The sequence below is a fragment of the Pedobacter sp. R-06 genome (assembly GCF_049913135.1).
GTDB lineage: Bacteria > Bacteroidota > Bacteroidia > Sphingobacteriales > Sphingobacteriaceae > Pedobacter.
In genome coordinates this window covers 212,078-225,565 of record NZ_CP183977.1, presented here as the reverse complement: position 1 = coordinate 225,565, position 13,488 = coordinate 212,078, and the positions used below count along the sequence as shown (strand labels likewise).

General features: G+C 39.9%; 7 protein-coding genes. 1 reads left to right on the top strand and 6 read right to left on the bottom strand.

All coding sequences use genetic code 11. From position 1 onward, the window contains the following. Nucleotides 1–175: 175 nt before the first annotated feature. The 3 genes from ACN9MR_RS01000 to tsaD all read right to left on the bottom strand — a co-directional run bounded on the left by ACN9MR_RS01000 (nucleotide 176) and on the right by tsaD (nucleotide 4,067). Nucleotides 176–2,530: a TonB-dependent receptor gene (locus ACN9MR_RS01000; RefSeq protein ID WP_426327786.1), complete on the bottom strand. Its 2,355-nt coding sequence runs from the start codon at nucleotides 2,528–2,530 to the stop codon at nucleotides 176–178. Nucleotides 2,531–2,608: 78 nt separating this feature from the next. Then, nucleotides 2,609–2,806, bottom strand: coding sequence for a hypothetical protein (locus ACN9MR_RS00995; protein ID WP_057930348.1), 198 nt, complete (start codon nucleotides 2,804–2,806; stop codon nucleotides 2,609–2,611). A gap of 259 nt (nucleotides 2,807–3,065) precedes the next feature. Beyond that, nucleotides 3,066–4,067, bottom strand: coding sequence for a tRNA (adenosine(37)-N6)-threonylcarbamoyltransferase complex transferase subunit TsaD (tsaD, locus tag ACN9MR_RS00990; RefSeq protein WP_426327784.1), 1,002 nt, complete (start codon nucleotides 4,065–4,067; stop codon nucleotides 3,066–3,068). Between the two features lie 74 nt (nucleotides 4,068–4,141). Here tsaD and ACN9MR_RS00985 point away from each other — a divergent pair, with 74 nt between their 5' ends. After that, a complete protein-coding gene (locus ACN9MR_RS00985) occupies nucleotides 4,142–8,572 on the top strand; it encodes a translocation/assembly module TamB domain-containing protein (RefSeq protein ID WP_426327783.1) in 4,431 nt (1,476 codons plus the stop codon). 714 nt (nucleotides 8,573–9,286) lie between these two features. Here ACN9MR_RS00985 and ACN9MR_RS00980 read toward each other — a convergent pair. The 3 genes from ACN9MR_RS00980 to ACN9MR_RS00970 all read right to left on the bottom strand — a co-directional run bounded on the left by ACN9MR_RS00980 (nucleotide 9,287) and on the right by ACN9MR_RS00970 (nucleotide 12,472). Beyond that, the gene (locus ACN9MR_RS00980) at nucleotides 9,287–10,498 is read right to left on the bottom strand and encodes a bifunctional 3,4-dihydroxy-2-butanone-4-phosphate synthase/GTP cyclohydrolase II (protein WP_086544752.1); all 1,212 of its coding nucleotides are present in this window, start codon (nucleotides 10,496–10,498) and stop codon (nucleotides 9,287–9,289) included. A 139-nt stretch (nucleotides 10,499–10,637) separates the two neighbouring features. Then, nucleotides 10,638–12,062 (bottom strand): LptF/LptG family permease, encoded by a 1,425-nt coding sequence (locus ACN9MR_RS00975; RefSeq protein ID WP_426327782.1) that lies wholly within the window; start codon nucleotides 12,060–12,062, stop codon nucleotides 10,638–10,640. 29 nt (nucleotides 12,063–12,091) lie between these two features. After that, on the bottom strand, nucleotides 12,092–12,472 hold the full coding sequence (locus ACN9MR_RS00970) for an START-like domain-containing protein (protein ID WP_029278206.1): 381 nt from the start codon (nucleotides 12,470–12,472) through the stop codon (nucleotides 12,092–12,094). Nucleotides 12,473–13,488: the final 1,016 nt, after the last annotated feature.

Sequence of the window (13,488 nt, the reverse complement as noted above, 5' to 3'; positions counted from 1 at the left end):
ATAAATTGTAATTAGATTTGTCACGTTGAGCCTCCCGAAGAATCGGGACAAGTTGTCGAAACGCCTTGTAAGACATTTAAAACAGGTCTTTCGACAAGCTCTCCGTAGGAGTCCTTTAGACAGGATGACAATTCTATATTTATGAGGCAACCTCTTTTTCTATTTTAGAATTTGGTTAATAACTAACCGAAATTCCAAAATTTACAGCAGTACCTCGCCCTTTTGAGTAAAAACCAGGCTGCATAAACCATTGCGCCCTGGCAGGAAAATAATCCTGGTTAAAAATATTATCAACACCTAAGCTAAGCTTGGTGTTCTTTTTAACCTGGTAAATCCCGGCAAAACTGAATAAATGATAAGCCTTTACTGCACCTTCGTTTCCATTGTACACTCCATTGCTGTTTTTCTCGAACCTATTGCGGGAATTGATCCCGGTATAATTCAATGTTAAATCTAATACCTTTAATGGGCTATAGCTTACCGAAGCCGTAACTTTAGGCGCAGAAATGCGGCGGCCGTTCAGGTACAGATCTCCGTCATCGTTAAACTTTCCGTTTTTATCAATATCACGTTTGCCTTCTGTATAGCTGTAGCTTGCAGACAAATCCAGTTGATCAAAAAAGCGGTAATCAGCGGCCAGTTCAAAGCCATAAATTTTTTCAGGATTTCTGGCGGTATTAAATAAACCGGTAGCAGGATCGTAAACCACTTCGATACCTAACTTAGAAGTACTGATATATCCTGAAGCAGAAAATGTTAGTCCGGCAATCCTGCTTTCAAAACCTGCTTCGTAATTATTAACTTTTACCGCATCGGTATTGATCTTATCGATGCTATTTACTTTCGCATCGCGCAAAGCAAGCCCGATATCCATTACCGAAAAGCCTTGAGAGAAACTTACAAATGGACTAAAAACATTAAATTGGTTGTACCTTAAACCTGCATTAAAAAGATAGGTATTGTATTTCAAATTGCCACCAGCTACATCAAAAGAAGGTGTAATGGTGCTATTATTGGCACCTGTAGTCCTTAAAGTACGGTAATCATCAACTGCTATGTTTACATTTTCGTAACGCAGTCCGGTTTTGAATACGAGCTTTCTTAAAATATTAAAATCTGCCTGGGCAAAAGGGGCAATATTGGTCATATCCATGGTTGGCACCCACACCCTACCATCTACCAGTGGCTGAGCAGTTTTATCTTTCATAAAATCGGCACCATAGGCAATCCTCGCTTTTAAGAAATCAAGATTCAATACTGGCGTTTCCAAAAACAAACGTGCTCCTTTTTTATCATTTTTGGCAAGCGATTGTCCGTCTCCTCCATCAAAGCGGCCTAAAGAAACATAAAAAACATCTTTACGGGTTTCGTAGTAAACATCTACGTTCAAACTCGAATGCAAAAAAGTACTATCAATCTTGTACGATAGATTTAAATTGTGGTTATAATCAACTCCGGTCGGGATACCAAGTGGCTTCCCTAGAACACCGGTTGCTTTCTGACCAGTTGCCAGATTACCGTTTACCAAAGTAAAATTACTGTTCTGCAAGCTGCTGTATGTATTATAGGTAAGCTGAATACGTTGATTTTTTGCAGGTGTATAACCAAACTTGGCAAAAGCATTATAGCTGTCGGTTTCACCTAAACTATAATTAGGTCCTACAATATCGCCCTTTGCATCTTTATACTCCCCGGTTTGCTCGTACATACCACTCACCACATAATCGAACTTTCCAAGTTTGCCATAAAACATCTGGTTAATCCTTCCGCCTGCGGAGTTTTTTACCTTTACCAAGGAACCGTTTAAATTGATCTGGGTTTTACCGGCAAACCTTGCAGCGGTATCCGGAACCATGGTAATATAATTTACCAATCCACCGGCAGCACCGTTTCCATAAATTGCGGTTGCGCCTTTTACTACCTCTATACGCTCCAATACCGAAGGATCGATGGATCTTAAATCCACCTCGGCATTTCTTAACGGCGAAGACTGCGAAACCCCATCGATCATCACCAACATAGGCCTACCTCTTAAATTCTGGCCCACATTATTACCTGTTTGTGCAGTAGGTGCAAAACCTGGCACCTGATTGGCGAGTATAGCACTCAAATCAGGGTTAATGGCAATCTCTTTTTCGAGCTTTTTCTTATTTACAATACTTACCGAAGTGGTAACATTTCTAATATCCTCCGGTTTCCTGGAAGTAGAAATCACAACGTCATCAAGTGTATTGCTTAATGCTTCCAGGGCAACATTTATAGTGGTATCGTTTTTAACCGATAAAATATGCTGGGTAAACGTTTTGTAACCCACGGCATTGATATCGATTTTAAAAGAAATACCGCTTTTGATATACAAGGAGTAATAACCTCTGCTATCTGTTTGAACTTTTTGCCCCAACAGGGAAACGGTTACATAAGGGATTTCGCTTTTTTTGTCTTTAACATATCCTTCAACCTTAACGTTCTGTGCATGCACGCGAAGGAGATTAAGCAAGAAGACGGCAACGATCAGTATAATTTTTTTCATCTATCTTTAATTTGCGGCAAAGATAGGCAATCGACCTTAAATAGATTAGGTCTAAATAAGATTAACAGAAATATTCTTTTAATTCTGACTAAAAATGGCGCTAAAATCTTTAGTTACATATACAATTACCAAAAGTGCAGCAATAACCAAAGCACCCAGGATAATTACGCCCCAGCTTCCTTTCAGCTTGTTTTTATCATTTCTGATCAACCAATATAAAATACCGATTAGCGGTATCGCACAAACAATCCAAAATATTAACGATGCTCCAGTCATATATATAAATTCAATTTAAACAATTCTCATTGCCAGTTTTCTCTTGGCGGTTTACAGTTTTTTGCCACGGAAGCACAGAAACACGGAGGTACATTGCATTAACCACTGTGGTAGATTGCTTCGTTCCTCGCAATGACGAACGAGGGAATTAACCAGTTTTCAGTTGCCAGTTAACTACTCCAGGCAATTAACCATAAACTATTGACCAATGAACCAATGACCAATGAACTAATGACAAATGAACCAATGAACCAATAACCTAAAACTCCATCCGCGCCATTGGCGAAACATCCTGCCCTACGAAATCCTTTTTCAGGTATTTCTGGTAGCCTGCTATGGCAATCATGCCCGCATTATCTGTACAGTATTGAAATGCGGGGATATAAACCTTCCAGCCCAGTTCATCGGCAGTTTGCTGTAATCCATTTCTTAAGCCAGAGTTCGCCGAAACACCTCCTGCAATAGCAATTTCATTAATTCCGTATTGTTTTGCCGCTTTCTTTAACTTATTCAGCAAAATCTGCACAATGCTATGTTGAACCGATGCACAGATATCAGCTAAATTTTCGGCAATAAAATCAGGGTGCTCTTTTTCCTGTTTCCTGATAAAATACAGGATAGAAGTTTTAAAACCGCTAAAGCTAAAATTCAGATCGGCAATCTGCGGTTCGGCAAATTTAAAGGCCAACGGATTTCCATGCTGCGCATGTTTATCAATCAGGGGTCCACCAGGATAAGGCAGCGCCAGTAATTTAGCGGTTTTATCAAAAGCTTCTCCTGCAGCATCGTCTAATGTTTCGCCAATTATTTCCATGTCAAAGTAATCTTTTACCAGCACAATCTGTGTGTGCCCGCCCGAAACCGTTAAACAGATAAACGGGAAACCTGGCTTAGGATCATCAATAAAGTGCGCTAAGATATGCGCATGCATGTGATTCACAGAAATTAAAGGTATATTTAAAGCTAATGCAAAAGATTTTGCGAAAGAAACACCAACCAGCAACGATCCTAAAAGACCGGGGCCACGTGTAAAAGCTACGGCATTAATGTCCTGTTTTGTAACTTTAGCATTAATTAAAGCTTGTTGTACGGCAGGCACAATATTTTGTTGATGTACCCTTGAAGCTAATTCAGGTATAACACCACCATAATTTTGATGAATTGTTTGGTTTGCAATAACATTGGCAGTAATTTTGCCGTTGTTACAAATAGCAACGGATGTATCATCGCAAGAAGACTCGATAGCAAGTATAACAGACAAATTATTAATATTTAAGCTGCAAAATTATTAAAAAACTATTTAAAATACTCCTTTGGGTAATCGCATCAATAATCTTGCTGCTTGCGCTTATTATTTTTTCGCTACAATTTAAGCCTGTTCAAACTTATTTTGCGCAGAAAGCTGCCGCATATTTATCTAAAGAGCTTAAAACCACCGTATCCATCAAGAGTCTCTACATCAAGCCATTTAAATCTATTGTACTCGAAGATTTATTGGTTTTAGATTTACAAAAAGACACCTTACTGAGCACACCACAGTTTATGGTCGATATTAATCAATTATCCATTGATAAAAAGATCATTGATATCAATACCGTTCAAATTAACAATGGGCAGTTTTTCCTAAAGGATTTCAAAGATAAGTCTTCTAATCTCGATTTCATTATAAACTACTTCGATTCTGGTAAACCTACTGTAAAGAAAAAGAAAAGCAAACCATACGATATTAATATTGGCCGCATTATCCTAAATAAATTTGCCTTCAGGTATATCAACTACAGGGCAAAAGATACTACCCAGGGTAAAAGTGTAAACTTCGAAAACGTAAGTGTTAAGGAGTTGAGCGGAATTTTTGAAGGGCTCGATACCAAAAACCATCTGATTAAAACCAATATTAAAAACCTCACTTTTAAAGAGCGTAGTGGGTTTTACCTTAAAAACCTAACGGCCCAAACCACGATAGACAGTAATGCCATCGAACTGAAAAACCTATTGCTCGAAACCAATCAGAGCCGTTTAACCGATTACTACCAGATGCGGTTTAAAAGTTATAAAGACTTTAACCACTATGTAGATAATGTGCGGATGAAGGCCATTTTTAAAGATAGCCACATCAGCTCAAGAGACGTTGCGTTTTTTGCGCCGGAAATGAACACCATGAAACTTGATCTGGATGTTGATGGCCAGATTACGGGTTTAGTGAACAACCTTAAAGCCAAAAAACTATCGTTAAAAACCGGAAGGGCCACACATATTAAAGGCGATTTTATTTTAAAGGGACTGCCAAAATGGAAAGAGACCTTTATGGACCTCAACATAGAAATGGCGGGAACAAATAAAACCGATCTGGAGGAAGTGCTGGCAGGCATTACCAACAGCAAAAAGAAAATTGTTCCGGTAATTGTAAATAAATTCGGCAACATTAACTTTAACGGAAGTTTTACCGGTTTCCAGAACGACTTTATTGCCTACGGCGAATTTAAAACCAAACTTGGCCGTATTGTTTCGGATGTGAACATGAAAATCGATAAAAACGATGTTCCGTCTTATACCGGGAACGTAAAAACCTACGATTTTAACCTGGGTAACCTGATTGACGAAAAAAGCCTTGGCCGGATCAGCTCCTCGCTATATGTTAAGGGCCGCGGCACCGAGCTTAAAGAATTAACCGAGAAGATAAACGGCAATGTAGACTATATCGACTTTAATAATTACCGTTACCATAATGTGAAGATTGACGGAACTTTTAACAAAAAGTATTTCGATGGCAAGCTGAGCATTAACGACCGTAACGTTAAACTGGTTTTTGACGGCGGGGTAAACCTGAATCCTAAATTGCCGGTATTTAACTTTAATGCCACTATTTCTAAAGCAAGATTAAAGGCTTTAAAACTCCTGAAAGATTCATTGCAGGTTGATGCTAAATTTACCACCAATTTCTCGGGCACCAACCTGAACAATATTTCCGGAAAATTATTAATAGAACAAATCAGGCTGCAAAATCCGAAGGGTATCTATAGTGTAGATTCGGTACAGTTAATTGCCGCAGGAACGGGCGCCAGCCGCGTACTCGATATCCGGTCAGATATTTTAGATGCCAGTATTAAAGGCGAGTACGATTTAAATTCTATTGTTTCGTATTACAAAGCCATCGCCAAAACGTATATCCCTTCGTTAAAGGCCGATATTATCAAATACAACCACCAGATTTTTCAATTTAACCTGAAGGTTAAAAAGTTCGAACCGCTGGCGCAGATATTTGCACCGGGTTTAGAATTAGAAGAAGGCGCTACGGTAACCGGCGATTTCGATTCGCGCAACAATACCGCAACGCTGAACGGCTTTGTTAAGAAACTAAAGTACAATGGTATTGTGGTAAACAACATCATCCTCGATGAAAATACCACCACACAACAGCTTCAACTGATTGTAACTTCCGACAGGGTGCAGATTAACGACAGTTTGTTTATTAAAGATGTAAACATTTCCAACATCCTGCGGAACGACAGTTTGGCTTTCAACGTAAAAATGTCGAACGCCGAAGAGGACAATCAGCTCGATTTAAACGGCCTGGTAGAATTTACCAAAAACCAGGATACCACGGCAAGACTAAGCGTATTGCCTTCTATCTTAAAAATCAACAATGAAGAGTGGCGCATCCAGGAGAAGGTACGCATTGTGCTCAACAATGGCAAAACCGAGATCAGTAATTTCGATTTAACCAACGGAAAGCAGCAGGTTATTATTGATGGATTAATTTCGGAAGACCCTAAAGATTTAATCAGTGTTGGTTTTAAAGATTTCAACCTAAAAACCCTCAACCCTTTTACCAAAGGCTTTGGTGTTAAACTGGGCGGAAACCTGAACGGAACAACCGATCTGTACGGCATATTAAAAGCGCCAAGGGTAACCGACGATTTAAAGATCGATTCATTAAATTTTAACGATATCTATATCGGTACTTTAACCGATACCTCATCGTACAGCAACGAGAGTAAAAAAATCAATGTATTTACCCGCATCATGGCCGACGATTCGGAGACTTTTAAGCTGACCGGAAATCTCGATCTAAAAGAAAAAGAAATCGACCTTGCTGTAAAAATGGATGAAAGTAAACTTACCATCCTTGAACCTTTCGTTAAACAACTGGTATCGAATTTAAAAGGGAACATCTCTGCCGACTTAACGGTAAAGGGAAAATTCGAAAAGCCAGAAATTAACGGAACTGTAGCGCTAGATAAAGGCCAGCTCATGGTAAACTACCTTAAAACCACTTATGTAATTACCGATGATGTGGAAATAAATAACAGCGTAGTTGAACTCGGCGATTTTGAGCTTAAGGACCTGGAAGGGCATGAGGCTACTGCACGCGGCACTGTCGATTTAAACGACATCAACTACCCTACATTAAAAGTAACGGTAAATGCAAACAGTTTAATGGCCTTAAACACTACCGCGAAAGACAATTCGGTATACTATGGCCGTGCTTATGGCACAGGTGTATTTACGTTTACCGGGCCTACCAATAAAATGAAAATCGATATTAAGGCGAAAACGGAGAAAGGAACCGTGTTTAACCTGCCTTTAAACAGTTCAGAAACCATATCGGATAAAGATTTCATTAATTTCGTAAGCCGCGATTCGACCGTTCTGGTTAAGAAAAAGACCAACTTTGATGGCCTCACCCTAACCTTCAAATTAACCATCGACCCGAATACCACGGCGAATATATTTACTACCCTGGGTAATTTAAGTGGCAAGGGTAATGCCGAGCTGAACTTAAACATCAACAGTTTTGGCGATTTTGAAATGTCTGGCGATTATATCATCGAGACCGGAAGTTTCGATTTTACGGCCCAGGAGGTCATCAACAAAAAATTCGAGATCAGGCAAGGTGGAACAATCCGCTGGACGGGTAACCCTACGGCTGCACAGATTAACTTAAAAGCAGTATACGCTTTGAGGGCGAGTTTGAACGATCTTTACAAGGCAGCCAACCGCGATGCCAGTAGTAATGCCAACCAAAGGGTAAATACCGAGGTTGAGATGGGCTTAACGGGCTTACTCTTAAAACCAGATATTAAACTTGATATCAATTTCCCTGCCCAGCCTTCTATCAAAGAAGAACTGCAAACCTATTTCAGCGATCAGAACAACCTGAACCTGCAGGCTTTCAGTTTAATTATCAGAAGAAGTTTTGCTCCTGGAAACGGAGGAGAATCGATCGGGAACCAGCTCAGTTCTACCGCAGCCAGTACAGCTACCGAGTTGGTATTCAACCAGTTTAACAATGTACTTTCTTCATTAAACTTAAACTTTGTCGATCTGAACGTACGCTCCTTGAGCGAGGCCAATGCATCGTTCAAATTCTTTAGCGATCGTTTAATTATCAACGCAGGTATTGTAGACCGGAACAGTGTGAACGATTTTACGGTTATCGATTTCTCTAAAGATAACGTGGGCAGAGAGGTTGAGGCCCTTTTCTTAATTAAAAAAGACGGAAGTTTAACCATTAAGGCCGCAAATAAACCACCTACGCAACAAAGTATCTTTTTGAACAGCGGGATTAGCTCAACGGCAAACGTAACCTCTTTTGGTTTGGTGTATACCCAGCAGTTTGATACGTTTAAGGAATTTATTCAGAAAATTTCTGGTGCTTACCGTCGGAATTTGAAGCGGAAACAAAGTCAGGCTCCTGTTAAAACAAATAAATCGATCAATAAAGAAGCGATTATCAATCAGAGTAAGGGGAACCAACGGAGGTAAGTTCATTAGTCAATAGTTCATTGGTCATTGGTCCAGGCGAGGGCCGGGCAATGTCATTAAATTAAGCATAGGTGTTGTCAGTCTGGCTATCAATGAAAGATTCTAAAAATCGGCGCCATCTCGACCGGAGCAACGCGTAGTGGAGAGATCTGTGGACTATATTTTACCTACCGGTTGGTGTCCCATCGGAATGACGCATACCACGATCTGACCCATAAGTAAGGAATCGACCCGGACTATGGCGGTCGTCATTCACGCGCAGGCGGGAATCTTTCACCTATCGGTTGGTGTCCCACCGACCGAAACTTAATCAGTGTGAACAAGATGAAATAGAAACATTTACCTATCGGTTGGCGTCCCACCAACCGAAACTTAAAAACATCCTGACCACGAAGCAGCTATTAGGCCACTGAAAACAATTAAATCTACTAATAAATAAATCCGATAACTATCGGATCAGCATGACGAGGCGCCTGGATTAGAAGCGATAAAAAGCAAATACATGCTGCTAATATTAATCGAACTTAGGTTATAAAGATCCTGAAACAAGTTCAGGAAGACGAACGCCCCGTGATGACTCCCGATTTTGAACTAAACAAAAAAACCAACAATCGAACACCCGTTCAACTGTTGGTCTTGTATAAGTTTTCATTTAACAATTTTCAGTTCGCACAATCCAAACTGTCAACTGCAACCTGTTAACTGCCAATTAAATTATCCTTTCATAATCGAATGGCCCATTTTATCTCTTTTGGTGGTTAAATAACGTTCGTTATGTACATTACTGGCAATTTCGATCGGGATGTTTTCCACCACTTCCAAGCCATAACCAATTAAACCAGCTCTTTTGGTTGGGTTATTACTCATTAAACGCATTTTAGTCACCCCTTCCGATCGCAGGATCTGCGCACCTACACCATAATCGCGTTCGTCGCCTTTAAAGCCTAATTTAATATTCGCTTCTACCGTATCGAAACCGGCATCCTGTAAGTTGTACGAACGTAATTTATTGATCAGCCCGATACCTCTACCCTCCTGGTTCATGTATACCACTATACCTTTACCTTCTTTTTCGATCATTTCTAATGCTTTGTGCAACTGCGGACCGCAGTCGCAACGGCATGATCCAAAGATATCGCCCGTTACACAAGAGCTGTGTACACGTGCTAAAATCGGTTCGTTGGCATTCCATTCGCCTTTAGAAATGGCTAAATGGGTGGCATTGTTATCTAACTGCGTATAAGCCGTCATTTTAAAATCGCCCCAAGCCGTAGGTAAGTCGATGCTCACCTCTTGTTTAATCAAACTATCTATGGTTAAACGGTAAGCGATTAAATCTTCTATTGATATAATTTTTAACTGGTGCTGTTCGGCAATTTTAAATAAATCAGGAAGTCTGGCCATTTCGCCATCTTCTTTTAAAATCTCTACCAATAAACCTGCAGGTTTCATGCCCGCTAAACGCGCTAAATCTACCGCAGCTTCTGTATGACCTGCACGGCGGATTACGCCGCCATCTTTGGCAATTAAAGGGAAAATATGTCCTGGTCTGCCCAGCTCTTCAGGATTGGTTTTAGGATTAACCAGGGCCAGCATGGTTTTGGAGCGGTCGCTTGCTGAGATCCCTGTGGTACAACCGTGTCCAACCAGATCTACCGAAACCGTGAAATTAGTTTCGTAAGCGGCTGTATTTTTACCCACCATCAGGTTCAGGTTTAACTCTTTACAACGTTCTTCTGTTAAGGGCGCACAGATTAAACCACGGCCGTAAGTAGCCATAAAATTGATGATCTCGGGCGTTGCGTTTTCGGCTGCCGTTAAAAAATCACCTTCGTTCTCTCTATTCTCGTCATCTACAACAATAATCACTTTACCAGCTTTTATATCTGCGATGGCCTCTTCTATTGTGTTTAATTTTGTTTGCATGTTATAAACATTATGGGGCAAATGGTGTGTAAAGCGTATTAAAATCAGTTTTTACCACAAACAATAACCCGTACAAATGTACAACCTTATTGAGCAATATTTGGATTAAAATATCATCTGTAAGTAAAGGAAAAGGCGCCTATTTTTTCTTCTTTTTAAACAGCTGAACGAAGAGCTGTTTGTAGTAATTTACATCAAACAGGGCCGAATCTACGGTAGCTTTATAGGTTAAAAAGGCCGCCAGCGGCGATAAAACAATTACGGCGATCCACATCCCGAATATCGGGTTTAAATTACCTTCGCGTGCCGATTTTTCGGCCACCGTGGTAATAATGTGGTACACCAGGAAGAAACAAATGGCTACCACCACTGGTAAACCCATGCCCCCTTTTCTAATGATGGCACCCAATGGTGCACCTATGAAAAACAAGAGGATACAGGATGCAGCCAGGGTAAATTTACGCTGGTATTCTACTGTGGTAAAAATAATCTCGCCGGTTAAATCGGTTTGGCGCGGCCCCCAGTTGGGTACGTGCTGCATAATATTCGCTACCGTATTATTTGCATTATCGAGGGCCAGTTTCCGCGATCCGTTCGGGATATTCTTCAGTATTACATCATCAATCGCTTTCGGCGCGGCTTTTACTTTGCTATAACCTTTAGTTACATTAAACTGCTTAAAGTTGCTGGTGAGGTTGGCAATGGTCTGCATTTTCATCGTATCCAATTGCTTGGTCAGCGAGTCGCGCTTTTTAACAATCCCTTTCAGGTTTAACATGGGCGTACTGTTTCCGAAAGCATTCGGATCGGTGGTATTGGGATCAAAAGACGACATATCGAAACGCGGTGAGGTCTCTTTAAAACGGTTCCGCGTAAAAATCTGCCGTGGGTTGTACATCCCGTTTTTCGAAGATTGCTCTTCGTACTGCACGCCATTTTTAAGGTAAAGTACCAAAAACTTACCATCGGAGGTTTTATTCATTTTACCTTCTCTGGCCAGAATTACTTTCGGAATCCCGTTATTTTCACGGTGATCGTAAATCATGATATTGTGTAACGTACCGTCTTCCTCTTTCGAATCGACACGGATGGCATAACCCGGAATGGCATTATTAAAAACCCCTGGTTTGATTAAAAATGAAAGTTTTTTGTTTCTGATATCGTACAGTAGCGAGCCAAATTTGAGGTTGGCTTTGGGCAGCATGTAGTTGGCAAAAAAGAAGGAGGCTATGGTGAGCATCAAAATCACCACAAACAGGGGGCGCATGGCTTTCTGTAAAGAAATTCCTGCCGATTTAATGGCCACCAGCTCATAATTTTCGCCTAGCGTACCAAAAGTCATGATAGAAGAAAGCAGTACCGATAGTGGCAGCGCCATCGATACGTTGGCAGCCGAGGCATAATACATCAGCTCCAGAATGGTATACCATTCGAAACCTTTTCCTATTAAATCATCAATCCATTTAAACAGAAAAAACATCAATAGAATAAACATCATAACAAAAAATGTTGCTATGAATGGCTTCACAAATGCTTTTATTAATAGAAGATGTATTTTTTTCACCCTACAAAGGTAAACAATACGAAGGTAATTTATGCACCCAAAACGCTAATCAGATAATCGATCTGGTTATCCCAGATTAATTTTTTCTCTGCAAGAAGCTCATCGGTTGTAAAATCAGTAATCGAGAGGGCAACATCATTGGTTAGTTCGTCCTGTACAATTTCCATCTCAAAATAACATTGAGGTTCATCATCCAGCCACTTAAATTTAACGAGTTTATTTTCTTTAATGGAAACCAGTTTTGCTTTTTGCTGCTCATCATCCCAGGTAAAAGTATATACCTGATCGCGGAAATTCACATCGTCCGCAAACCATTGCGATAAGCCGTTTGGTTCACTTATAAAACTATACAATATTCTTGGTGACGATCTAACTTCGTACTCTAGTGTAAATTTTTTCTTTTCTGCCATGTTAGTACACTACCAGGATAATTTCCGGACTATTTTTTAATATTATTTTTCTAAAGAAAGGTAATTTATTCTATATCTGCAACAATATAATTTTTATTGGTTCAAGGTGCATCAGTTCATTGGTCATTGGTTCATTCGTCAGTGGTCATTCCCCTCGTTAGTTCATGCCAGAGGGCTATTTTGATGACGAACGCAGGGTGGTATTTGATTAATCGGCTCCTAATTTCTGCTCAACATCTGCAATACTAACCAATAAAAAATCTGATGTTTATATAAACCTGATATGATTAAGAAAAAGATGCCAAGTAGCTGACCACTTTGCGGGAGTAAAGAATACCACTAAATCTGTTATAAAAAGCTTGCGTACAGCCCTTTCACCACATAAGGAATTTTAGTCCATTTAAGTTTTCGATTGAACTGATATGAACCTTATATGCCTTAGTTGTTAAGAAAAGGCGGGTAATTGTTGAAATTATTTCAGTATAGGACAGGCAAAATGTTGTTTACCCTTCTCTACCCCCTTGTTTACCTTTCTCTACCTATTCTTTACCCTTTGTTTACCTTTTATTTACCCTTTCTGTACACCAAGTTAACCCCAGGGTTACCCCATGGTTACCTTTTCTTTACCCTGGCGCTACCTAATTTATTACCTAAAAGGTAAAGAATTGGCGAATATCAGCTACAGATAAGGTTACCTTAGGGATAACTTGGTACCACCAGGGGGTAATCAATCTTTTTGAAACCATTAATTTTATCAGCACAAATGGTCAGTTGAAAATATCCCTCACACCTACCTTAGGCAATAGACTTAATGATATACCAAGAACAGAAATACGGTTAATTTTGCGGTATCTGCCAAAATGCTGCGTTTTGTTGTGTTGTAATTTCTAAAAACAGGCTACCCTAAAGGCTTAAAATGACCCATGCAGCCTCTTAAAAACAATCAAATTTACTGAGCAGTAAGGCTTTAAAGTATTTTTCAAATTTCTTTTTAATAGAATGTATATTTATTCTAT

What these genes read in the sequence shown, in the direction of transcription:
- ACN9MR_RS01000 (WP_426327786.1), bottom strand. Translation starts at nt 2,530, where the DNA reads ATGAAAAAAATTATACTGATCGTTGCCGTCTTCTTGCTTAATCTCCTT.
- ACN9MR_RS00995 (WP_057930348.1), bottom strand. Translation starts at nt 2,806, where the DNA reads ATGACTGGAGCATCGTTAATATTTTGGATTGTTTGTGCGATACCGCTA.
- ACN9MR_RS00980 (WP_086544752.1), bottom strand. Translation starts at nt 10,498, where the DNA reads ATGCAAACAAAATTAAACACAATAGAAGAGGCCATCGCAGATATAAAA.
- ACN9MR_RS00970 (WP_029278206.1), bottom strand. Translation starts at nt 12,472, where the DNA reads ATGGCAGAAAAGAAAAAATTTACACTAGAGTACGAAGTTAGATCGTCA.